Source organism: Nocardioides sp. SLBN-35, assembly GCF_006715725.1.
Lineage (GTDB): Bacteria > Actinomycetota > Actinomycetes > Propionibacteriales > Nocardioidaceae > Nocardioides.
The window spans coordinates 2,430,572-2,452,203 of record NZ_VFNU01000001.1 but is presented as its reverse complement, the minus strand read 5'-3'; the positions used below and the strand labels follow the sequence as shown (position 1 = coordinate 2,452,203).

Annotated in this window: 21 protein-coding genes and 1 riboswitch; of the genes, 14 read left to right on the top strand and 7 right to left on the bottom strand. The window is 71.5% G+C overall.

The genetic code is table 11. The annotated features are described in order from the left end of the window. Window position 1: 1 nt before the first annotated feature. The 7 genes from FBY23_RS11885 to FBY23_RS26650 all read left to right on the top strand — a co-directional run bounded on the left by FBY23_RS11885 (window position 2) and on the right by FBY23_RS26650 (window position 7,242). On the top strand, window positions 2-1,537 hold the full coding sequence (locus FBY23_RS11885) for a CpaF family protein (RefSeq protein WP_222117807.1): 1,536 nt from the start codon (window positions 2-4) through the stop codon (window positions 1,535-1,537). After that, window positions 1,537-3,474 (top strand): type II secretion system F family protein, encoded by a 1,938-nt coding sequence (locus FBY23_RS11880; protein ID WP_141798329.1) that lies wholly within the window; start codon window positions 1,537-1,539, stop codon window positions 3,472-3,474. Before FBY23_RS11885 ends, FBY23_RS11880 begins: the two co-directional genes overlap by 1 nt. Continuing rightward, the gene (locus FBY23_RS11875) at window positions 3,474-4,394 is read left to right on the top strand and encodes a type II secretion system F family protein (protein ID WP_141798328.1); all 921 of its coding nucleotides are present in this window, start codon (window positions 3,474-3,476) and stop codon (window positions 4,392-4,394) included. The genes FBY23_RS11880 and FBY23_RS11875 overlap by 1 nt, the downstream gene beginning before the upstream one ends. A gap of 30 nt (window positions 4,395-4,424) precedes the next feature. Then, on the top strand, window positions 4,425-5,996 hold the full coding sequence (locus FBY23_RS11870) for a sensor histidine kinase (protein ID WP_141798327.1): 1,572 nt from the start codon (window positions 4,425-4,427) through the stop codon (window positions 5,994-5,996). Window positions 5,997-6,001: 5 nt separating this feature from the next. Next, window positions 6,002-6,643 (top strand): response regulator transcription factor, encoded by a 642-nt coding sequence (locus FBY23_RS11865; RefSeq protein WP_141798326.1) that lies wholly within the window; start codon window positions 6,002-6,004, stop codon window positions 6,641-6,643. 154 nt (window positions 6,644-6,797) lie between these two features. Then, window positions 6,798-6,983, top strand: a complete 186-nt coding sequence (locus tag FBY23_RS11860; protein ID WP_141798325.1) for a Flp family type IVb pilin — start codon at window positions 6,798-6,800, stop codon at window positions 6,981-6,983. Between the two features lie 88 nt (window positions 6,984-7,071). Beyond that, window positions 7,072-7,242 (top strand): Flp family type IVb pilin, encoded by a 171-nt coding sequence (locus FBY23_RS26650; protein ID WP_260805924.1) that lies wholly within the window; start codon window positions 7,072-7,074, stop codon window positions 7,240-7,242. Here FBY23_RS26650 and FBY23_RS11850 read toward each other — a convergent pair. The 4 genes from FBY23_RS11850 to FBY23_RS11835 form a co-directional block, all read right to left on the bottom strand. Beyond that, window positions 7,232-8,494 carry a M48 family metalloprotease gene (locus tag FBY23_RS11850; RefSeq protein ID WP_141798323.1) on the bottom strand — a complete coding sequence of 421 codons (1,263 nt, stop codon included), beginning with the start codon at window positions 8,492-8,494 and terminating at the stop codon, window positions 7,232-7,234. The two genes, FBY23_RS26650 and FBY23_RS11850, sit on opposite strands and share 11 nt — an antisense overlap. Before the next feature lie 5 nt (window positions 8,495-8,499). Then, window positions 8,500-9,699, bottom strand: a complete 1,200-nt coding sequence (locus FBY23_RS11845) for a hypothetical protein (protein ID WP_141798322.1) — start codon at window positions 9,697-9,699, stop codon at window positions 8,500-8,502. Beyond that, on the bottom strand, window positions 9,696-10,691 hold the full coding sequence (locus tag FBY23_RS11840; protein WP_260805923.1) for a C40 family peptidase: 996 nt from the start codon (window positions 10,689-10,691) through the stop codon (window positions 9,696-9,698). Before FBY23_RS11840 ends, FBY23_RS11845 begins: the two co-directional genes overlap by 4 nt. A 25-nt stretch (window positions 10,692-10,716) precedes the next feature. After that, a riboswitch (cyclic di-AMP (ydaO/yuaA leader) is annotated at window positions 10,717-10,881 on the bottom strand. 182 nt (window positions 10,882-11,063) lie between these two features. Further along, a complete protein-coding gene (locus FBY23_RS11835; RefSeq protein WP_141798321.1) occupies window positions 11,064-11,267 on the bottom strand; it encodes a hypothetical protein in 204 nt (67 codons plus the stop codon). A gap of 101 nt (window positions 11,268-11,368) precedes the next feature. Between FBY23_RS11835 and FBY23_RS11830 the strand changes: the two genes are divergently transcribed. The 3 genes from FBY23_RS11830 to FBY23_RS11820 are packed head-to-tail and all read left to right on the top strand — an operon-like array spanning window position 11,369 to window position 14,762. Beyond that, entirely contained in the window at window positions 11,369-13,084 is a 1,716-nt protein-coding gene (locus FBY23_RS11830) for a DEDD exonuclease domain-containing protein (protein WP_141798320.1), read from the top strand. Then, window positions 13,081-13,359, top strand: a complete 279-nt coding sequence (locus FBY23_RS11825; protein WP_141798319.1) for an Lrp/AsnC family transcriptional regulator — start codon at window positions 13,081-13,083, stop codon at window positions 13,357-13,359. Before FBY23_RS11830 ends, FBY23_RS11825 begins: the two co-directional genes overlap by 4 nt. 2 nt (window positions 13,360-13,361) lie before the next feature. Beyond that, window positions 13,362-14,762 (top strand): hypothetical protein, encoded by a 1,401-nt coding sequence (locus tag FBY23_RS11820; protein ID WP_141798318.1) that lies wholly within the window; start codon window positions 13,362-13,364, stop codon window positions 14,760-14,762. 3 nt (window positions 14,763-14,765) lie between these two features. Here FBY23_RS11820 and trpD read toward each other — a convergent pair whose 3' ends face one another. From trpD to FBY23_RS11805, 3 genes are read right to left on the bottom strand one after another with little or no spacing between them, the layout of a single operon-like run. Next, complete coding sequence (gene trpD, locus FBY23_RS11815) at window positions 14,766-15,791, bottom strand: anthranilate phosphoribosyltransferase (protein WP_141798317.1); 1,026 nt, start codon at window positions 15,789-15,791, stop codon at window positions 14,766-14,768. 1 nt (window position 15,792) lies between these two features. Further along, window positions 15,793-16,194: a hypothetical protein gene (locus tag FBY23_RS11810; protein WP_204835246.1), complete on the bottom strand. Its 402-nt coding sequence runs from the start codon at window positions 16,192-16,194 to the stop codon at window positions 15,793-15,795. Window positions 16,195-16,204: 10 nt separating this feature from the next. Next, the gene (locus FBY23_RS11805; RefSeq protein WP_260805922.1) at window positions 16,205-17,134 is read right to left on the bottom strand and encodes a cytochrome c oxidase assembly protein; all 930 of its coding nucleotides are present in this window, start codon (window positions 17,132-17,134) and stop codon (window positions 16,205-16,207) included. 76 nt (window positions 17,135-17,210) lie between these two features. On the opposite strand from FBY23_RS11805, the gene FBY23_RS11800 reads away from it, so the two are divergent. The 4 genes from FBY23_RS11800 to FBY23_RS11785 are packed head-to-tail and all read left to right on the top strand — an operon-like array spanning window position 17,211 to window position 21,600. Beyond that, complete coding sequence (locus FBY23_RS11800) at window positions 17,211-17,864, top strand: heme-copper oxidase subunit III (RefSeq protein WP_141798314.1); 654 nt, start codon at window positions 17,211-17,213, stop codon at window positions 17,862-17,864. Window positions 17,865-17,922: 58 nt separating this feature from the next. Then, window positions 17,923-18,798 carry a c-type cytochrome gene (locus FBY23_RS11795; RefSeq protein WP_141798313.1) on the top strand — a complete coding sequence of 292 codons (876 nt, stop codon included), beginning with the start codon at window positions 17,923-17,925 and terminating at the stop codon, window positions 18,796-18,798. Then, window positions 18,795-19,895, top strand: a complete 1,101-nt coding sequence (locus FBY23_RS11790; protein ID WP_174245203.1) for a ubiquinol-cytochrome c reductase iron-sulfur subunit — start codon at window positions 18,795-18,797, stop codon at window positions 19,893-19,895. Before FBY23_RS11795 ends, FBY23_RS11790 begins: the two co-directional genes overlap by 4 nt. Window position 19,896: 1 nt before the next feature. Continuing rightward, on the top strand, window positions 19,897-21,600 hold the full coding sequence (locus FBY23_RS11785) for a cytochrome bc complex cytochrome b subunit (protein ID WP_260805921.1): 1,704 nt from the start codon (window positions 19,897-19,899) through the stop codon (window positions 21,598-21,600). Window positions 21,601-21,632 lie beyond the last annotated feature (32 nt).

Genomic DNA, 21,632 nt, shown 5'->3' with positions numbered 1-21,632 from the left:
CGTGTCCAGCCTCTCCGAGCGCCTCGCCGCCGCGCGCCGCGACGCCGCTGCGCAGGGCCGGCACGCCGCCACCCCGGGCGCCGACACCGACCTGCTGGCCGACGTCGTGAGCGCCACCGAGCAGCCCCCACCCGCACCGGTGGCGACCCACGCCGAGGCCGAGGCACCCGCCGCCGGGCACAAGACCCCCGGTCCGCTCTCGTCGCGTGCCGCGGCCGCGGCCACCGACGGCAAGCCCGGCCGCCGGATGGCCGGCACCGAGAGCGACCGTCTCGAGGACCTCAAGTCCAGCGTGCACACCGAGCTGATCAAGCAGCTCGGCCCGCACCTGTACGACGCCGAGATGGACCAGGACGAGCTCGACCAGACGGTCCGCTCGGTCCTCTCCGACGTCCTCGGCGCCCAGGATCGGCCGCTCAGCGCGGCCGACCGGGTGCGCGTGACCCAGGAGATCACCGACGACATCCTCGGCTACGGCCCGATCGACCCGTACCTGCGCGACCCCGAGGTCTCCGAGGTCATGGTCAACGGCCACGACGACGTCTGGCTCGAGAAGGACGGCCGGCTGGTCAAGGCCGAGGCGCACTTCGCCGACGAGGCCCACCTGCGCCGTACGATCGACAAGATCGTGTCGCGGATCGGTCGTCGCGTCGACGAGTCCTCCCCCATGGTCGACGCCCGTCTGCCCGACGGCAGCCGCGTCAACGCCATCGTCCCGCCACTGGCGATCGACGGCTCCGCGCTCACCATCCGGAAGTTCTCCACCGACCCGCTGACCGTGCAGGACCTGATCAACTTCGGGTCGCTGACGCCGCAGACGGCCGACTTCCTCGACGCGTGCGTGCGCGGCCGGCTGAACGTGATCGTCTCCGGTGGCACCGGCGCCGGCAAGACGACCACCCTCAACGTGCTGTCGTCGTTCATCCCCACCGACGAGCGGATCGTCACCATCGAGGACGCCGCCGAGCTCCAGCTCAAGCAGGACCACGTCGTCCGCCTCGAGTCCCGCCCGGCCAACATCGAGGGCAAGGGCGCGGTGACCATCCGCGACCTGGTCCGCAACAGCCTGCGCATGCGCCCGGACCGCATCGTCGTCGGCGAGGTCCGCGACGCCTCGGCGCTCGACATGCTCCAGGCGATGAACACCGGCCACGACGGCTCCATCTGCACCCTGCACTCCAACGGCCCGCGCGACACGCTCGCCCGCATGGAGACGATGGTGCTGATGGCCGGCATGGACCTGCCGATCCGCGCCATCCGCGAGCAGGTGGCCTCGGCGGTCGACCTGATCGTGCACCAGACCCGGTTCAAGGACGGCTCGCGCCGGATCACCCACATCACCGAGGTCGAGCGGATGGAGGGGGACATCATCACCCTCCAGGACATCTTCGTCTTCGACAACTCGGCCGGCTTCGACGAGAACGGCCGGATCCTCGGGCGGCTCCGCTCGACCGGCCTGCGACCCAAGTTCCTGGAGAAGCTGGCCTACGCCAACGTCGCCGTCGATCCCACGATCTTCCGGACGGAACGCATCTGATGCGCGGGCAGCAGGTCGTCCGTCGGGGAGCGAGGCTGCTGATCGCCCTCGTGGCCGCCCTCCTCGCCGCCCTGGTCGTCGCGCCGGCGTACGCCGAGGACGGCGGGATCGCCCACGTCGAGTCGACCGGCGACGGCATCCGGATCCTGGTCGACGTACCGGCCGGCAGCCAGCTCGACCTGTCCGGGGTGACCGCGACGCTCGACGGCAAGGCGCTGGAGGCGACCGCGAGCAGCACCAGCTCGGGATCGGCCGTCAAGCGCACCACCGTGCTGGCGATCGACACGAGCAACTCGATGCGCAAGCAGGGCCGTTTCGAGGCCGCCCAGCAGGCCGCATCGACGTACCTCGACGCCGTGCCCGACGACGTCGAAGTCGGCATCGTCACCTTCGACAGCACCGTCGACGTCGCGCTCGAGCCGACCACCGACCGCGCCGCCGCACGCAGCGTGATCGACGGGCTGTCCCTGCAGCGCAACACCCTGCTCTACGACGGCATCATCGCCGCCACCGACCTCGCCGGCGACACCGGCCAGCGCTCCCTGCTGCTGCTGTCCGACGGCGCCGACGCCGGCAGCAAGGCGTCGATCGAGGACGCCGTGGCCGCGATCAAGGACGCCGGCACCCGGGTCCACATCGTCGGCCTCGACCTCTCCGAGGACCAGCTCACCCCGCTGCGCACGGTCGCGGAGGCCGGCAAGGGCGACGTGATCACCTCGAGCGGGTCCGCGCTCGCCGCGGCGTTCGCCGAGCAGGCCGAGGCGCTGGCCGACCAGGTCCTCGTCACCGCCCCGCTGCCCTCCGGCTTCTCCGCCGACGTCGCCACTGTCGAGGTGACCCTGCCGACGAGCAGCGGCGCGCCCCTCGTCGCCCGCAGCCTGGCCACCATCGAGGCCGCGAGCACGCCGGGCGCCGCGGCTCCGCTGCCCACCATCGGCAACGACGACGGCGGGTTCACCGCCCCCGACTGGCTGCTGTGGGTCGGTGTGGGCGTGTTCGCGGTCGGCCTGCTGTCCGTGGCCGTGCTGCTGGTCCCGGCCAAGCCGGCGCCGATGAGCATCGCGGACCGCGTGACGGCGTACAGCACCCGGGTGACGGGCCTGGAGGAGCGCGCCCAGAAGCCGCAGGCCGACCCCGTCCTCGACCAGGCCAAGGCCGCCGCGGCCGAGATCCTGCAGCGCAACAGCGCCCTCAACGACCGGATGACCCGGCGCCTGACCGCCGCGGGCAGCGAGTTCAAGCCGTCGGAGTGGCTGCTGCTGCACGTCGGTGCGGTGCTCGCCGGCGGTGTCATCGGGATGCTGCTCGGCCAGGGCAGCCTCATCCTCGGCCTGCTCTTCATGCTCGTCGGCGCCATGCTGCCGCCGTTCTACCTGCGGTTCATGGCGGGCCGGCGCAAGCGCGCCTTCGACGCGGCGCTGCCCGAGGTGCTGCAGCTGCTGTCCGGTGCGCTGAGTGCCGGACTCTCCCTGGCCCAGGCCGTCGACACCGTGGTCCGCGAGGGCCCCGAGCCGATCGCCTCGGAGTTCAAGCGGGTCCTGGTCGAGGCTCGGATCGGTGTGTCGATCGAGGACGCCTTCGAGGGCGTGGCCCGAAGGTTCGAGAGCAAGGACTTCGGCTGGGCGGTCATGGCCATCCGGATCCAGCGCCAGGTCGGCGGCAACCTCGCCGAGCTGCTCACGACGGTCGCCGCGACCATGCGGGAGCGGCAGTACCTGCGCCGCCACGTACGCGCCCTGTCCGCCGAGGGCCGGCTCTCCGCGATCATTCTGTGCGCCCTGCCGATCCTGTTCGCGCTGTTCCTGTTCCTCACCAACCGTGAGTTCCTGCACCCGCTGGTCGCCGACCTCCGGGGCTGGATCCTCCTGGGCTTCGGCGTGCTGTGGATGTCGATCGGCACCTTCCTGATGTCCCGCATGGTCAGAGTGGAGGCCTGATGCTGCTCCTGGTCGCATTCCTGTTGCTGCTCACGGCGATCGCCACCATCGGAGCCGCCCTCGCCAAGGAGCAGCCCGACGGGTTGGCGCGGGCCCTCCAGGCTCTGGAGCAGTCCGGTCACGCCGGTCGCGAGCTCGCCGAAGAGGCCGACCGTCCGTTCGCGGACCGGGTCCTGGCGCCCTTCCAGGCCCGCGCGCTGTCCCTCGGCCGGCGGATCACCGGCGCGGACAAGGCCGACCGGATCCGCCAGCGCCTCGACTTCGCCGGCAACCCGCGGGGCTGGACCGTCGACCGGGTCCTGTCCATGAAGGTGATCTGCGCGGTCGCCCTCCCGGTCGTCGTGGTGGCCTACGGCGCCCTTCTCGGCGGCTCCTTCACGGTGCTGCTGGTCATCGCCGTGGGCAGCGCCGCTCTCGGGTTCTTCGGGCCCGACCTCTACCTCTACAACAAGGCCGCCCACCGTGCCGACCAGATCAGGCGCAGCCTCGCCGACGCGGTCGACCTGCTCACGATCAGCGTGGAGGCCGGCCTCGGCTTCGACGCCGCCCTCCAGCAGGTCGCCCGCAACACCACGGGCCCGGTGGCCGAGGAGTTCTCCCGAGTGCTGCGGGAGATGCAGCTGGGCATGAGCCGCGCGGACGCCCTGAAGGCCATGGGTGGGCGCAGCAACGTCGAGGACCTCAACACGTTCGTGGGCTCGATGGTGCAGGCCGACGCGTTCGGCATCCCGATCAGCCAGGTGCTGCGCGTGCAGTCGAACGAGATCCGGGTCAAGCGCCGGCAGTACGCCGAGGAGAAGGCCCAGAAGGTGCCGGTGAAGATCATGGTCCCGCTGATCCTGTTCATCCTCCCCTGCCTGTTCATCGTCGTCATGGGCCCGGCGGTGCTGAACGCGGTCGACGCGTTCAACAACAAGTGAGCGAGCGGCTGCGGCACTAGGGTGGAGACCATGCCGAGCAGCCAGACGTACGCTGTGGTGGGCGCGGCGCGCTTGTTCGCGCTGCTCGCCATCGGCGGACCGATCGTCTGGCTCCACCAGGAGCAGGGCCTGCTCGCCCTGGCGGCCGTGAGCTGTGTCTGGATCTACCAGGGCGTGACCGCCACCCGGCGCGAGCTCGAGCTGTCGCTCAGCCCGATGACCGAGGCCGCAGCCATCGGCGTGATCGGCGCGCTGGCGATGACCGACGCACCGGTGATCCTCGCCGCGCTCGTCGTCCCGCCGCTGTACGCGACCGCGATCGCGGGGATCCGGACGATGATCCGCACCGTCCTGGTGGAGCTGATCGCGGTGGTCGCCCTCGGACTGATGTGGTGGGAGGAGATCACCAACGACCAGGCGGTCGCGATCTTCACCTGGTCGATGGCCGGCCTCGGCCTGAGCCTGATCGCCGCCGTCACCTTCTCCTCGGACCGGGCCCCGGACCCGGTGGCGCCCTACCGCGACGCACAGGAGCACCTGCGGCAGCTGATCGACCTCGCGGGCAGCCTCAGTTCCGGGCTCGACGTCGGCGCGCTGGGCGGTGAGCTGCTCAGCCAGGTCGGCGATGACATCCCCAACCGGGCCCTGGTGCTCTACGTCCCCCGCGGCGAGGCGCTGACCCCGGTGGCGTCGACCGTCGAGCTGGAGGCCGCGGATGCCATCGCGACCGAGACCCTCGCCGGTGACGTCAGGCTGCAGGAGTCGGACAGGAACCGGCCGATCGAGATAGGTGAGGGATTCGCGTTCCGGGTCAGCGACCAGGCGATCGTCGCCGGGCTGCGGCCGACCGGGGCCGACACGACCCTGCCCCTCCCGCTGTCCGCCGTGGCCAGGGATCTCTCGGACACCGCGGTCAAGCTGGACGCCGCACTGCTCTTCGCACAGTTCCGCGACGCCGCCACTGCTGACGAGCGAAACCGGCTCGCCCGTGAGATGCACGACGGCGTCGCGCAGGACATCGCCTCGCTCGGCTACATCATCGACGCACTGGCCGCCCGCCCCGCCGACGAGCAGCAGGCCAAGGCCCTCGCGATGCTGCGCGAGCGCGTATCAAAGGTCGTCGCCGAGGTACGGCAGTCCGTGATGAACCTGCGCACCAGCATCGGTGAGAACGAGAGCCTCGGGGCCGCGATCAGCAACGTCGCGCGCCATCTCTCCGAGTCGTCGGGCATCCCGATCCGGGTCCGGCTCGACGAGCAGCCGACCCGGCTGCGTCCCGAGGTGGAGGCCGAGCTGTTCCGGATCGCCCAGGAGTCGATCAACAACGCGGTCAAGCATGCCCGGGCCACCTCGATCGACGTGCGCTGCCAGGTCTACGCGCCGGAGGCGATCATCACCGTCACCGACGACGGCGTCGGGCTGCAGGCGGCGCGCGCGGACTCGCACGGCCTGAAGATCATGCGCGAACGTGCCAGACTGATCGGCGCGGAGCTCGTGGTCCGCGACAATGCCAGTCGGGGCCTCACGGTCTCGGTGGCCCTCAAGATCCCACGGAGCGCGGCCGGCAGCGACGACTCCCCGATCCTCACGGAGCAGCGATGAGCGACATGACGACCGTCCTCCTGATCGACGACCACGAGCTGATCCGCGACGGGCTCGGCGCCGTCATCGACCTCGAGCCCGACCTCAGCGTCGTCGCGACCGCCGGCTCGGTGATGGAGGGCATCCAGCGCGCCCGCGAGGTGCGTCCCGACGTCGTGATCACCGACCTGCAGATGCAGGACGGCACCGGTCTCGACGTGGTCCGCACCCTGCGTAAGGAGAACGACCAGGTCGGCCTGATCGTGCTCACCATGCACTCCGGCGACGAGCAGATCTTCGCCGCCATGCAGGCGGGCGCCTCCGGCTTCGTCGGCAAGGACGCCCCCTCCACCGAGGTGATCAAGGCAGCGCGGCACGCCGCCGTGTCCCCGAAGGCCTTCGTGTGCGCCGGCCTCGTGGGCGCGATGATGCGCCGCCAGTCGGCCGAGTCGACCGCGCTCACCGAGCGCGAGCACGACGTACTGCTGCTCCTTGCCGAGGGCCTCAACGCCGCCGCCATCGGCGCCAAGCTCTACCTCTCCGAGTCGACGACGAAGTCCCACATCGCCCGCATCTACCAGAAGCTGGGCGCCGCCAACCGGGCCCAGGCCCTGGTCACGGCGATGCGGATCGGCCTGCTCTCGACGGTCCAGCCGTCGGCACGCTGAGAGCCTCTGCAGCCCGTCGGCGGCCGCTAGTCCGAAGTGACTAGCAGCGAGGAGACGAACTCCCGATCCCTCGTCGGGGCCCTTCCGGCAGAGTTCTGTGCATCGGGGAAAGCACTCCCCGGGGACACGAAGAACCAGTGCACAGGGAGACCCCATGATCCAGTACCTCAACATCCTGCTGAACGGCCGTCTGGCCAAGATGGAGGAGCGGGGTGCGACCGCCGTCGAGTACGGTCTGCTCGTCGCGCTCATCGCCGCCGTCATCATCGCCGCGGTCATCCTCCTCGGCAACAAGCTCGATGACGCCTTCGGCAAGGTCAACAGCAGCCTCGGCGGCTGATCCTCGTATCGAAGGCCATCTGCAGCCGCGTCAAGGGAGCCTTGGCGCGGTTGCGCCGTTCCGGCCGCCTCTAGCTTGGGAGACGACATTGACAACACCGCTCGGTCGCAGCCAGCGAGGCGCCACCGCCGTCGAGTACGGCCTCCTGGTGGCGCTGCTCGCCGCGGTGATCGTCTTCGCCGTGGTGCTGTTCGGAGGCGGTGTCGGCGATCTCTTCGAGAACACCAACGCCAGCTTCGACTCCGCCATCACTCCGTAGCGCGCGTCTCGAACTGGTTGGCCAGCCCGATCCGCTGCAGCACCGTCGGGTGCGAGCCGAACCACCACTGCGACCACGCCGGAGGTGTGGGGTCGGCATGGGACCGCAGTGCCAGACGGCGCTGGAGGTCGACGAACGCCTGGGGGGCGTTGGTCACCGCCAGCGCCGTCTGGTCCGCCCGGGTCTCGATCGCCCGGCTGATCCCGTTCTGCAGCGGCGCGACCAGGAACGTCGCGATCGCGACCAGTGCCAGCACCCGCGGCACCGCGGACACCTCGTCCCCCGCGTCCCCCGAGTCCCCCGCCCGGTCCCGGCGCGGGACGGCCAGCAGGATGCCGAGCAGCCCGACGCCGAGGGCGGCACCCGCCGCGCCGAGCAGCGTGCCGGTGAGGACGTCGTCGTACTTCGCATGGGCGAGCTCGTGAGCGACGACCGAGAGCGTCTCGTCGGTGGGCGTGCCGGTCACGAGAGTGTCGTAGAGCACCACCCGGCGGCTGTCGCCGAAGCCGGAGACGTACGCGTTGAGCGTCGTCGTGCGCCGCGACGCGTCGGCCACCAGCACGTCGTCGACGTGGACCCTCTCCGCGTCGGCGAGCGACAGCACCTGGCTGCGCAGCGGACCTTCGGGCAGTGAGTCGAACGAGTTGAAGACCGGCTCGACCACCAACGGGTAGGCGAACGAGCCGAGCATCACGAGGACCGCCGCGGCGAGCCCGGCCACGGCCGGCCACAGGCGTGGCAGCCGGCGCATGCAGGCGACGAGCGCGGCCACCGCGATCGAGGTGCTGACGACGGTGACCAGGTAGCCCTTGACCTGGTCGACGCCCCAGTCGGCCCAGGTGCCCGCGACCAGGCCCTCGGTGAGTCCGAGGCGGCGCAGCGCGATCCCGAACGGCAGCGTGACCAACTCGCCGGCCAGGGCGAGGCCCGCGACCACGACGACGACCCGGACCCACCACCACCCGCGCAACCGGGCCGCCCAGCGCCGGCCGACCGGTCCGAAGCCCAGCCAGGCGGCGACGGCCAGGGAGACCGCCAGCCGCGACCAGCTCCAGATCCGGCCCCAGAGCGCATAGTGCTCGCCCCGGTCGATCTGTGCGCGGGTGAACACCGACGATGCCGTCACCGGGTCGGGCAGGCCGCCGGGGACCGGGTGCCACGGGACGCGCGTCGCGGCGACCAGGACGAAGGCGGCGGCCCCCACCAGCACGGTGCCCAGCGCGACCCTGCGCACCGCCGATCGGTCGTCCACGACAGTCAGCCTGCCACGCCGGGCAACGAGCGGAGCCGCTCCTGCCACGCGGCGGTGAGCTCGGCCTCGGTCCAGCCGGCGTGCTCGCGCAGCGCGGCGGCGAGCTCGCCGCCGTCGCGCACCTGCTCGTAGAGGTCGACCAGCGCCCGTTCGCCCGCGTGGTCGGCAAGGGTCACGCAGACCAGCCAGGCGGCCTCGTAGACGCCGCCGAGGTGGCTCGCCGTCGGGTCGAACTCGCTGTCCGGCGGCAGCGTCTTGGGCGTCCCGTCCTTGCGGACCTCGGTGGCGACCTGGCCGGCGGTCTTGGTGAGCGGCAGGTCGACGTCGCGCAGCGCGACGTAGTCGGCGAAGCCCTCGACCAGCCACAGCGGCGCCTGACGCGCGCCGACCGCGTCGGTGAGCGCGTGCACGGCCTCGTGGGTCATCACGACCTGCGCCGCGACGGGGTCGAGGTCGTCGTACACGCTGCGGTTGAGGAACACGTGCACCGGGCTGCCCGCGGCCTGTGAGCCGTCGACCGGTGCGGTGACGGCGGCGATCGCGGAGTACTGCCCGGGTGCGGTGTCGAGCGTGCGCTGCAGGCCGTCGGGATCGGCGGGCACCTCGACGACGAGCCCGGCCTGGCCGGGGACGACGGCGCGCACCTGCGTGACGGCGCGCCGCGCCGCCGCGAGGTATGCCGGAGCCCGGGCCGGGTCGCCGGCCACCGAGACGAGCACGTCACCTGCGCGCTCGACGGTGAGCGGGCCCGACAGCCACAGCGGGAGCCGAGCACCAGTGCCGCCGATCGCGGCGATCGAGGCGCCGTGCCCGGCGAAGGAGACCGGGAGCTCGGTGCGCGCCGACGCGGCGTCGTGCCCGTCGACACGCCAGGTCACCGCGACCTGGCCGTCCCAGCCGTCGGCGCCGGTGGTGCGACCCGTCTCGGTGACGTAGCGCAGGGTCACGTCGGTGAGTCCGAGCGCGCCCGCGTTGGTGACGACCGCGGCCAGCAGGTCGCGGCTGCGCGCGTCGGCACCGAGGTCGGCCGCGGCCGAGGTGTCACCGGCCGAGATCGCGTCCTGCAGCGCAGCCAGGGTCTGCGCCGCTGCCGCGGGATCGGCGGCGTCGCTGGTCCTCGCCGGCGGCGGGGCGACGTACTCGTCCTTCGAGCACGCCCCGGTGCCGAGCGCGACGACCAGCAGCGCGGCCGCGAGCGGCCTCACCCAGGCCGGACCGCTCCGGCGTAGGGCATCTCGTCGAGGTCGGAGACCTTGACGCCGGCGCCCGGGTTGGCCGCGTGCACGATCAGGCCGTTGCCGAGGTAGATCCCGACGTGGCTGATCGGGCTGTAGTAGAAGACGAGGTCGCCCGCCTGCAGGTCGCTCTTGGCGATGTGGGCGCCGCTGCCGTACTGGGCGCGCGAGGAGTGCGGCAGGCTCACGCCGGCCTGGGCGTAGGCCATCATCGTCAGGCCGGAGCAGTCGAAGGCGTTGGGCCCGGCGGCACCCCACACGTAGGCGTCGCCGACCTGGGCGAGGGCGTACTTGATCGCCGCGGCCGCGCGGCCGCTGGCCGGGATGGTCGCGGGGTCGATCGGGCGACCGGCGTTGCGGGAGAGGAACTCGGCACGCTGCTCGGCCTCGAGCTGCGAGAGCAGGTCCTTGGCCTCGGCCAGCTTGGCGTCGGCGGTCTTCTTCTCCTCCGCGAGCGTCGCCTTGAGCTCCTTGATGTCGGAGCGGCGCTTCTCGGTCTGGTCCTTGCGGATGTCGTAGGCCTCGAGCTCGTCGCCGTAGTCGGCGAGGAGCGAGTCCTGGATCCCCTCGACCGTCGACATGGTGGAGAGCTGGTCGAGGAAGCCCTGCGTGTCGGAGGACAGCAGGTCGCCGGTCGCACCGAGGTTGCCGGACTGGTACTGCTGGATGAGCGAGTCGCGCACGTCGGAGCGGACACCGTCGAGGGCGTCGCCCTGCCGGGACTGGTCCGACTCGAGGGACGACAGGTCGCTGTCGAGCTCGGTGAGCTCGAGCTCGGCGTCGTTGTAGCGCTCGGCGGCCTGCTCGGACTCGTGGAAGAGCCGGTCGACCCGGGCCTTGACGGTCTCGATGTCGGGCTCGGCCTGAGCGGGGCTCGGCGTCCCGCTGATCGACAGCGTGATCGCTCCGGTGACGGCGAGTGCCGCGAGCGCGGCGGTAGTGCGTGTCCGGCCGTTCAGCACGAGCTGGCGGTCCCCTCTGGTGTCGTACGCCTACCGGGTGAGCTGACGGATTCGGGCACGACTCGCCCTACCCGCACTCCTCGCGCCGGCGGTGGTCCGGTCGGACCCTCGCCCTCGCGCCTCGTGCGGGATTCACCCCAGAGTGGTTGGTTCCCCGGCTCCGGATCCCCGAGTGGATCCGGACTCAGCGCGGCGTCCGCGCGGGTCGTCGACCCACTTCCTCGGACACCTGAGGGAGCAGCCTAGTCGTGGCTCCCGGCGGCACCAAACCGGTCGAGGGCGTGTTGTGGACGATTGCACGCAACAGCTGTCACGTGGGTCACACCAGCCCCTCCGGTCACGGCAGGTCGGCTCAGGTCGGCTCAGGTCGGCTCAGGCCGACTCGACCTGGGGACCGTCGACCGGCTGGACCAGCCGCAGGGGCGGCACCAGCCCTCCGTCGGCCAGCGCCTCGAGGGCGGCCATCTCGTCGTCGCCGATCACCAGCTCGGGCGGTGGCCCGAGCAGCACCGTCACCACGCAGTCGTGGCAGGCCAGGCCTCGCACCACACAGGTGTCGCAGTCGATCCTCGTCATGTCCGCGAGGGTGGCAGAGCGGTCCGACACAAAGCCCGCGCCGGGTCCCCGGACCGCGCGGCTCCCGGGATGCGTCGGAGGTGGCGCCTACCGTCGCTCCCATGACCGCAGCACCGCTCGCCCCCCGGTGGGATGCGCAGCGCGGCTTCGACGAGCTCGGCCGCCCCCTCCACGACGTGACCTTCTGCGTCGTCGACCTCGAGACCACCGGCGGCTCGGTGGCCGACGGCGACATGATCACCGAGATCGGCGCGGTCAAGGTCCGCGGTGGCGAGGTGCTGGGCGAGTTCCAGACCCTGGTCAACCCGCACGCCGCGATCCCGGCCTTCATCGCGGTCCTGACCGGGATCACCAACGGCATGGTCGCCGACGCCCCGCCGATCGAGTCCGCCCTGCCGGCCTTCCTCGAGTTCGCCGCCGGGTCCGTCCTGGTCGCCCACAACGCCCGCTTCGACGTGGGCTTCCTGCGCCACTTCGCGCGCGAGCAGGACATCGCCTGGCCCGACTTCGAGGTGCTCGACACGGTCAAGCTGGCCCGCCACGTGGTGACCCGCGACGAGGCGCCCAACCACAAGCTGTCCTCGCTGGCCCGGGTCTTCCGCGCCGGCACCACCCCCAACCACCGGGCGCTCGCTGACGCCCGGGCCACCGTCGACGTGCTGCACGGCCTGATGGAGCGCCTCGGCGGGCTCGGCGTGCAGACCCTCGAGGAGCTGCAGGGCTACTCCAGCAAGGTCGCGAGCGCCGCCCGCCGCAAGCGCCACCTCGCCGAGCACCTCCCCCACGCCCCCGGCGTCTACCTGTTCCGCGACGACAGCGCCCGGGTCCTCTACATCGGTACGTCGCGCGACCTGCGCCGTCGGGTCCGCAGCTACTTCACCGCCTCGGAGAAGCGCACCCGGATCGGCGAGATGGTCCAGATCGCCTCGTCGGTCAGCGGCGTCGAGTGCGCGACGCCGCTGGAGGCCTCGGTGCGCGAGCTGCGCCTGATCGCCGAGCACAAGCCGCCCTACAACCGGCGCTCCCGCCATCCCGAGAAGGTCACCTGGCTCAAGCTGACCCGCGAGCCGTGGCCGCGGCTCTCCCTGGTCAAGCGGGTCCTCGACGACGACGCCGACTACCTCGGACCGTTCTCCTCGCGGGCGGCGGCGGAGAGCTCGCTGGCCGCACTGCACGAGGTGTTCCCGATCCGCCAGTGCAACGACCGCTTCGGCCGGCAGCCGCATCGCAGTGCCTGCGTGCTGGCCGAGATGGAGCGCTGCCTGTCCCCCTGCGACGGCAGTGTCGACCCGCAGACCTACGCGGCCGTCGTACGCCAGCTCAGGGACACGCTGCTCACCCGGCCCGACGACGTCGTCGACCTGGTCCACGCCCGGATGTCGGCCCTGGCCGACCAGGAGCGCTTCGAGGAGGCGGCCCACCATCGCGACCGGCTCGCCGACTTCGTCCGCGCGGCCGCGCGCACCCAGCGCCTCACCGCGCTGACCGGCTGCCCCGAGGTGGTCGCCGCCCGCCGCGAGGACGACGGCCGCTGGGCCGTCCACGTGGTGCGCCACGGCCGGCTCGCCGCCGCCGGCGTGATCCCGTCCGGCGCCGACGCGGTCGCGTACGTCGACGGCCTGCGCGCCTCGGCCGAGACCGTGCTGCCCACGATCGGTCCGACCCCCGCGGCGACCGCGGAGGAGTCCGAGCGCATCCTGCGCTGGCTGGAGTCGCCCGGCGTCCGGCTGGTCGAGGTGGTCGGCGAATGGGCCTGTCCGGTGCAGGGCGCGGGGCGCCACGCCACGACTCTGCTGACCACTACTGTGACCCCATGATCACCGCCATCGTCTTCGTCCAGGCCGAGACCGCCCGGATCCCGGAGGTCGCCGAGGCGATCGCGGCGCTCGAGGGCGTCAGCGAGGTCTACTCCGTCACCGGCCAGATCGACCTCATCGCGCTGGTCCGGGTCAGCTCCCACGACGACATCGCCGCGGTGGTCGCCGACCGGCTCAACAAGGTCGACGGCGTCGTCGACACCGAGACCCACATCGCCTACCGGGCCTACTCCCGCCACGACCTCGAGGCGGCGTTCTCGCTCGGCCTCGACTGAGGATGACCGACCGAGCCCGGGGCGAGCCGCGGTTCCCCCTGATCGCCCGGGCCTACCCACCGGCCGTCGCGGTGCTCCTGGCGGTGCTGGTGATCGCGCTGGTGCGTCGTCCGCTGCGCGCCTTCGACACCTACTTCCACCTGCGCTTCGGCGAGGAGTTCCGGCACGACTGGTCGATCGCCCACCCGGGCCAGCTCAGCTCGGCATCCACCAACGACTGGGTCCCCACCCAGTGGCTGCCCCAGGTCGTGCTGTCCCAGCTCGACGACAGCTTCGGTACGACGGGCCTGGTGCTGGCGTTCGCCGTGCTGGTCGTCGCCTTCGCCACCGCGACCTACCTGCTGCTGCGCCGCCATGCCGGACCGTCGGTCGCGATCACCCTCACGGTGGTGGTCGTCCTTGGCTGCCTGCCCAGCCTGTCCCTGCGCCCGCAGCTGCTCAGCTACCTCTTCCTGGTGGCCGTGCTCGCCGCCTGGGACCGAGCGCGCGCCACCGGCCGGCCCCCGTGGGCGCTCGTCCCGCTCGGCTGGCTGTGGGCGACCTGCCACGGGATGTGGATCATCGGCGTCGCGGCCAGCGCCCTGCTGGCGGTCCTGGTACTCGTCGAGCGGCGCCCGCGCCGGGCCCAGGCCCTCGCCCTGCTGGCCGTCCCGGCCGGCATGCTCCTCGCCGCGCTGGTGACACCGGTCGGCCCGCGGCTGCTGACGGCGGTGCTGCTCGTCAACTCGCGTGCCGACTACTTCGCCGAGTGGGCCGCCCCCGAGCTGCTCACCGTCCGTGCCGCTCCGGTGACCGTCCTCGCCGCGGCGGCCGTGCTCCTGCTCGTCCGGCGCCACGACGTGCGCCCCTACGACCTCGGCCTGCTCGCGATGGGTGGGGCGTTCGCGCTCTACTCGGGCCGCACGCTGCCCCTCGCGCTGGTGACCCTGGCCGCACTCGTCGCCCCCGAGCTGGCCCGCCGGGGCGGGCACCGCCCGGTCCGGCGGCCCGAGCTGCTGGTCGCCCTCGGCCTGGCGGTCGCGGTCCTGGCCGTCGCGCCGACCCAGGACCTCGTCGACGACCCGGCCGACCGGGTCCGCCCGTTCGCCGAGCGGCTCGACGCGCTGCCACCGGGCACGCGGGTGCTGACCGACTGGCCGGTCGGCGGGGTGCTGCTGTGGCTGGAGCCGCGGCTCGACGTACCGCTGCACGGCTACGGCGACGTCTACACCGACGCCGAGCTCGAGCGGTACGCCGACCTCGACCACCTCGAGCCCGGCTGGGACCGGACGCTGGCCGAGCTCGACCCCGGGGTCGCCCTGCTCCCCGACGACTCACCCCTCGCCTACGCGCTCGAACACGACGGCTGGACGGTCGCGCAGCACACGTTGGAGCTGGTGCTGCTCGCTCCCCCGGCACGCTGAGCGTCAGCGTCCGGCTGCGGCCACCCAGCGGTCCAGCGTCGCGCGCGCGGCCCCGGAGTCGATCGCCTCGCCGGCGCGGGCGATGCCGGCGAGGAGCGCCTCGTCGTACGGCGCCCCGGGGGCGTCGTAGACGGCGAGCGCGGCACCCGCGTTGAGCAGCACCGCGTCGCGCACCGGGCCGGTCTTGCCGTCGAGCAGGTCGCGGACCACGCCGGCGTTGTGCTGGGCGTCGCCGCCGCGCAGGTCCTCGGCGGTCGCCGGGGCGATGCCGAGGGCGGTCGGGTCGACGCTGACCTCGCTGACCTCGCCGCCGTGGACCTGCCACAGCCGCGAGGTGGTCGTCGTGGTGAGCTCGTCGAGCCCGTCGTCGCCGCGGAAAACCCAGGCGTCGACGCCGCGGCGCGCGAACACGCCGGCCATGACCGGGGCCAGCCTGGGGTCGGCGCAGCCGATCGCCTGGGCGGCCGGGCGGGTCGGGTTGGCGAGCGGGCCGAGCGCGTTGAACGCCGTACCGATGCCGAGCTCCTTGCGCGGGACCGCGGCGTGCCGCATGGCCGGGTGGAAGGCGGCGGCGAAGCAGAAGGTGATCCCGGCCTCGTCGACGACCTCGGCGACCCGGGCCACCGGCAGGTCGAGCCGAACGCCGAGCGCCTCGAGGACGTCGGCGGTGCCGGCCTGCGAGGAGGCCGAGCGGTTGCCGTGCTTGACCACGCGCGCGCCGGCCCCGGCCGCGACGATCGCGGACATGGTCGAGATGTTGACCGAGAAGGAGCGGTCGCCGCCGGTACCGACCACGTCGAGCAGCCGCCCGGGGACGGAGATCGGGGTCATCACGGCGTACATCGCGTCGACGAGGCCGGTGAGCTCGTCGATGGACTCCCCCTTCGCCCGAAGTGCGACCACGAAGCCCGCGATCTGGGCGGGGGTCGCCTCGCCGGCGAGGATCTGCCCCATAGCCCACGAGGACTGGGCGGGCGTCAGGTCCTCCCCGGCGACGAGGGCACCGAGGACGTCGGGCCAGGTCGCCACGTCAGGCCGGGACGCGGGCGCGGAGCAGCGAGACCACGGCCTCCGCGAGCTGGATCGGGTCGAGCGGGTGCGGTACGGCGGCGTCCGCACGCGACCAGGTCGCCAGCCAGGCGTCCTGGGGCCGACCGGTGAGCACCACGAGCGGCGGGCAGTCGAGGATCTCGTCCTTGAGCTGCTTGGCGATGCCCATCCCCCCGGCCGGGACCGCCTCGCCGTCGAGGATCGCGAGGGCCAGGCCGCCGGCGTCCATGTTCTGGATCACCACGGGCTCGGTGGCGACCTCGACGTACTCCAGCTCGGGCAGGTCCGGGTGGGGACGGCGTCCCAGCGCCAGGATGACCTGCTCGCGGGTGTGCACGTCGTCGCTGTAGACGAGGACCTTCAGGGTCTTGGGGGACGTCACCCGCGCGATGCTACTCGGACGCCTCGCGGTCCGCGGCCGCGGCTTGCCGTTCCAGCCGGTCGAGCCGCCGGTCCTCCCGCGCGGCCTCCTTCATCGACGAGCGCACCCACTGCGCGAAGAGCACGACGAAGAACACCAGGCCGACGAGGTCGCCGGCGCCCCACAGGATCCCGCCGGCGAGCTTCTGGTCCTCGTAGGGGTCCGGGAGCCAGGCGCCGAGCGGGCCGTCGTGCAGGGAGGGGTACCAGTCTCCTCCGAGCAGGGTCTTCTGCCCCATGATCGTGACGCCGAGGAAGGCGTGGAACGGCAGCGTCATCACGGTCAGCAGCACCCGGAACGGGTGCGCGACGCGCCCGGGCAGCGGGTCGACCCCGACGATCGGCCAGAAGAAGAGCGCGCCGACGACGACCAGGTGCACGTGCATCATCTCGTGGACGTAGGTCGAGCGCAGCGACGCGTCGTACCAGCCGGAGAAGTAGAGCGCCCACGGCGAGATGACGTAGAGGCCGAAGGTCAGCGGCGGGAAGCCCAGCACCTTCGCCAGCCGGGAGTGCAGCAGCGCGAGCAGCCAGCCGCGCGGCCGCCGCGGGAGGGTCCGCAGCGCCAGGGTCACCGGGGCGCCCAGGGCCAGTGAGAGCGGCACGACCATCGACAGGATCATGTGCTGGACCATGTGGACGCTGACCAGGACGGTGTCGTACGCCGCGAGCCCCGACGAGGTGGCCAGGTAGAACGCCAGCATGCCGACGCCCCAGGCGATGGAGCGGCCGACCGGCCAGCCGTCGCCGCGGCGGCGCAGCGTGAGCACGCCGACGGCGTACAGGCCGGTGGCCCAGACGGTGATGATCAGCGGCAGCGGCGCGATGCCCCACTGGGAGAGCAGTGCTCCGGCGTCGAACGGGGGAAGGTTCTCGACTCCCGCACCGCCCGCAACGACCACCGTCCGAGCGTAGGTGGCAGGTGGTGAGGGCCCAGAACGGGGGGTCGGGATGCCGATGCGATCCGATACCGCCATAATGGCGCCCGTGGCGATCTCAGCTTCGGCAACTCTCCCGGCCTCGCGCCTGCACGGCCAGCACGACCGACCCAGCATGGTCGCGGTCGGCACGATCATCTGGCTGTCCAGCGAGCTCATGTTCTTCGCGGCGCTCTTCGCGTCGTACTTCACGATCCGCTCGGTCTCGCCCGAGATGTGGTCGGAGAACACCCAGCTGCTGAACGTCCCGTTCGCGTCGATCAACACCACGATCCTCGTGCTGTCGTCGTTCACCTGCCAGCTGGGTGTGTTCGCGGCCGAGCGCGGCCAGGTCTCGCGCGCTGGCTCGCTGCTCCAGGTCGGCAAGTGGGGCCTGCGCGAGTGGTTCATCCTGACCTACGTCATGGGTGCCATCTTCGTCGGCGGCCAGGCGCTCGAGTACGCCGAGCTCATCCACGAGGGCGTCACGATCCCCCACGACGCCTACGGCACGATGTTCTACCTGACCACCGGCTTCCACGGCATCCACGTGACCGGCGGTCTCATCGCCTTCCTCTTCGTCCTCGGCCGCACGTACGTCGCCAGGCGCTTCACGCACGAGCAGGCGGTCAGCGCGATCGTCGTCTCGTACTACTGGCACTTCGTCGACGTCGTGTGGATCGGCCTGTTCGCGACGATCTACCTGATCAAGTGACACGGGCCACCCCGATGACGAAGAGCTGTTGGATCCTCCGGACTGACAAGGACTGAATGTGCGCCTCCTGAACCGAACCGCTGGTCGCCTCTCGCGGCATCGCCGCGGTCCGATCGCCGGACTCCTGGTGCTCGTCTGCGGCCTCCTGCTGACAGGTGGCCTCTACGCAGCGCTCGCGCCGGCCCAGGCCGACACCAGCCAGGACGAGGCGGCACTGGTCAAGGAGGGGCGTGAGCTCTTCCTGGTCGGCTGCGCCTTCTGCCACGGCCAGAACGGCGAGGGCGTCCTCACCCAGGGCGGCTCGCAGTACGGGCCCGCCCTGACCGACGTGGGCGCCGCGGCCGTCGACTTCCAGGTCGGCACCGGCCGCATGCCGATGGCCCAGCCCGGCGCCCAGGCGCCGCGCAAGGAGGTCGTCTACACCAAGGAGGAGACCGCTGCGCTCGCGGCGTACGTCGCCTCGCTCGGCACCGGCCCGGCCGTCCCCGACAAGGAGCTCTACTCCACCGAGGGGATGAGCGAGAAGGAGATCGAGGAGCTCGTCGTGCGCGGCGGCCAGATCTTCCTCGCCAACTGCACGGCGTGCCACAACTTCGAGGGCTCCGGCGGCGCCATGCCGCGCGGCGGCTTCGCGCCCAAGATCCGCGGCGTCGACTCCAAGCACATCTACGAGGCGATGCTGACCGGTCCCCAGTCGATGGACACCTTCTCCGACGGCAACATCCCGCCCGAGGACAAGAAGGCCGTCATCGCCTACCTCAACGAGCTGGACCAGGCCCCGAGCTACAGCGGCTTCACGCTGGGCGGCCTCGGACCGGTGAGTGAGGGCATCATCGCCTGGGTCGGCGGCATCGGCCTCCTGGTCGGCTTCGCCGTCTGGATCGCGGCCCACACCACCCGCTCGAGCAAGAAGAAGGACGAGGCGGCAGCGTGACCGACGCACACGACAACCACTCCGACGCGAGCGGGGGCGAGCTCGCGATCCCGATCGCGGACCCGGGCCTGCCCGAGCACCAGTGGCGGCCGACGGACGTCGACCCCGCCAAGGAGAAGCGCGCCGAGCGCCAGGTGGCCACGCTGTTCGGCCTCTCCGCGCTGGCGACCCTCGCCTTCCTGGTCTCCTACTTCACCCTCGACATCGGTGACGACTGGACCCTGATCGGCAACCACGGCGCCTCGACCATGGCGCTGGGCTTCTTCCTCGGTCTCGCACTGCTGTTCATCGGCGTCGGCATCATCCACTGGGCCCGCAAGCTCATGGCCGACCACGAGATGGTCGAGCTGCGCCACCCGGCGAAGTCCTCCGAGGAGGACCGTGAGGTCGCCGTCCAGGCGCTCAACGACGGCATCGCCGAGTCGGGCATCGGGCGCCGTCCGCTGATCCGCAACTCACTGCTCGGTGCGGTCGGCCTGCTGGGCCTGCCGGCCGTGGTCCTGCTGCGCGACCTCGGTCCGCTGCCGGGCGACAAGCTCTACCACACCATCTGGGGCAAGGGGACCAAGGACAAGCCGATGCGCATCGTGCGCGACGGCATCTGGACCCCGATCCTCGCCTCGGACCTCGAGATCGGCGACCTGGTCAACTGCCAGCCCGACGCCTACCACAACCCGGAGCGCTACGACATCGACCCGACCGAGGTCGAGGGCGTGAACCTCCAGGTCCACAAGTCCAAGGCGTCACTGGTCCTGCTCCGGATGAACCCCGGCGACATCAAGCCGGGCAAGGACGCCGAGGGCAAGAGCCGGAAGAACTGGACGGTCAACGGCATCGTGGCCTACTCCAAGATCTGCACCCACGTCGGCTGCCCGATCTCGCTGAACGAGCGGACGACCCACCACCTGCTGTGCCCCTGTCACCAGTCCACCTTCGACCTCGCCGACTCCGGCAAGGTGGTGTTCGGCCCCGCCGGCCGTCCGCTGCCCCAGCTGCCGATCACCGTCGACGACGAGGGCTACCTGGTCGCACAGCGTGACTTCGACGAGCCCGTCGGCCCGAGCTTCTGGGAGCGTGACTACTATGACCGTTGGTGACATGAGCAAGGTCGCCACGACCAACGGCACGACGCCCGCCACCGCCAAGGGTGGCAAGGCCGCCGGCGCCATCGCCAACTGGGCCGACGAGCGCCTGGGCCTCGGCACGGCGATGAAGAAGAACATCCGCAAGGTGTTCCCGGACCACTGGTCGTTCATGCTGGGCGAGATCGCCCTGTGGAGCTTCGTGGTCGTCCTGCTGACCGGTGTCTTCCTGACGCTGTGGTTCGACCCGAGCATGACCGAGGTCCAGTACGACGGCGCCTACGACCCGCTGCGCGGCGTCCACATGTCCTCGGCGTACGCCTCCTCGCTCGACATCTCGTTCGACGTGCGCGGCGGCCTGCTCATGCGGCAGATGCACCACTGGGGCGCGATGATCTTCATCGCCTCGATGATGATCCACATGATGCGCGTCTACTTCACCGGCGCCTTCCGCAAGCCGCGCGAGCTCAACTGGGTGATCGGCTGCCTGCTGCTGCTGCTCGGCACGATCGAGGGCTTCACCGGCTACTCGCTTCCCGATGACCTGCTCTCCGGCACCGGCGTGCGCGCCGCGGACGGCTTCATGAAGGCCTCGCCGGTCATCGGCTCCTACATGTCGTTCTTCCTGTTCGGCGGCGAGTTCCCGGGTGACGCGATCATCCCCCGCTTCTACGCGATGCACATCCTGCTCATCCCCGGCCTGCTGCTCGCGCTGGTGGCCGCGCACATGCTGCTGCTCGTCTACCACAAGCACACCCAGTGGCCTGGTCCCGGCCGGACCGAGCAGAACGTCGTCGGCTACCCGATGCTCCCGGTCTACGCGGCCAAGGCGGGCGGCTTCTTCTTCATCGTGTTCGGCACCATCGCCACGATGGGTGGCCTGTTCTCGATCAACGCGGTCTGGAAGTACGGCCCGTACGACCCGTCCAAGGTGACCGCCGGCTCGCAGCCCGACTGGTACATGGGCTGGCCCGACGGCCTGCTGCGCATCATCCCGGCCTGGGAGACCCACATCTGGGGCATCACGCTGTCCTGGAACGTGATGATCCCGATCCTGGTGATGCCGCCGCTGATGCTGATGATCCTGATGGCGCTGCCGTTCCTGGAGGCCTGGATCACCGGCGACAAGCGGGAGCACCATCTGCTCCAGCGTCCGCGCAACGCTCCGACCCGCACCGCGATCATGGTCGCGCTGATGACCTTCTACGGCCTCTCCTGGGCCGCGGGCGGCAACGACATCATCGCGATCAAGATGCACCTGAGCATCAACGAGATCACGTACTTCATGCGGGCCGCGGTGTTCCTCGGACCGGTCATCGCCTTCATCATCACGCGTCGCTGGTGCATCTCGCTCCAGCGTCACGACGAGGGCAAGCTGCTCCACGGCTACGAGACCGGCGTCCTGGTCCGCTCCCCCGAGGGCGGGTACGCCGAGAAGCACCTCCCGCTCCCCGAGGGCAAGGCCTACACGCTCACCGCCCGCGACGACGACCCGACGCCGGAGACGGTCGAGGAGATCGACGCCTCGGGTGCCACGGGCCGCAGCGCGCGCCTGCGCAAGCTGCGGGCCAAGCTGGCGACCGTGTTCTTCGCGGACAACGTGCAGAAGCCCACGGCCGAGGAGCTGCACGAGGCCCAGCACCACGCGGAGCACGAGCTCCACGAGCTCGAGTCGCAGATCGCCGCCGGCCCCAACCGGCACGGTCCGGCAGAGCACTGATCAACCAGCACGACCGCAGCCGACCCCGGCGC

Bases quoted from the DNA above. Each gene is read 5' to 3' on its own strand.
- FBY23_RS11880 (WP_141798329.1), top strand. From the start codon at position 1,537: ATGCGCGGGCAGCAGGTCGTCCGTCGGGGAGCGAGGCTGCTGATCGCC.
- FBY23_RS11875 (WP_141798328.1), top strand. From the start codon at position 3,474: ATGCTGCTCCTGGTCGCATTCCTGTTGCTGCTCACGGCGATCGCCACC.
- FBY23_RS11870 (WP_141798327.1), top strand. From the start codon at position 4,425: ATGCCGAGCAGCCAGACGTACGCTGTGGTGGGCGCGGCGCGCTTGTTC.
- FBY23_RS11865 (WP_141798326.1), top strand. From the start codon at position 6,002: ATGACGACCGTCCTCCTGATCGACGACCACGAGCTGATCCGCGACGGG.
- FBY23_RS11860 (WP_141798325.1), top strand. From the start codon at position 6,798: ATGATCCAGTACCTCAACATCCTGCTGAACGGCCGTCTGGCCAAGATG.
- FBY23_RS11835 (WP_141798321.1), bottom strand. From the start codon at position 11,267: ATGACGAGGATCGACTGCGACACCTGTGTGGTGCGAGGCCTGGCCTGC.
- FBY23_RS11830 (WP_141798320.1), top strand. From the start codon at position 11,369: ATGACCGCAGCACCGCTCGCCCCCCGGTGGGATGCGCAGCGCGGCTTC.
- FBY23_RS11825 (WP_141798319.1), top strand. From the start codon at position 13,081: ATGATCACCGCCATCGTCTTCGTCCAGGCCGAGACCGCCCGGATCCCG.
- FBY23_RS11820 (WP_141798318.1), top strand. From the start codon at position 13,362: ATGACCGACCGAGCCCGGGGCGAGCCGCGGTTCCCCCTGATCGCCCGG.
- FBY23_RS11800 (WP_141798314.1), top strand. From the start codon at position 17,211: ATGGCGCCCGTGGCGATCTCAGCTTCGGCAACTCTCCCGGCCTCGCGC.
- FBY23_RS11785 (WP_260805921.1), top strand. From the start codon at position 19,897: ATGAGCAAGGTCGCCACGACCAACGGCACGACGCCCGCCACCGCCAAG.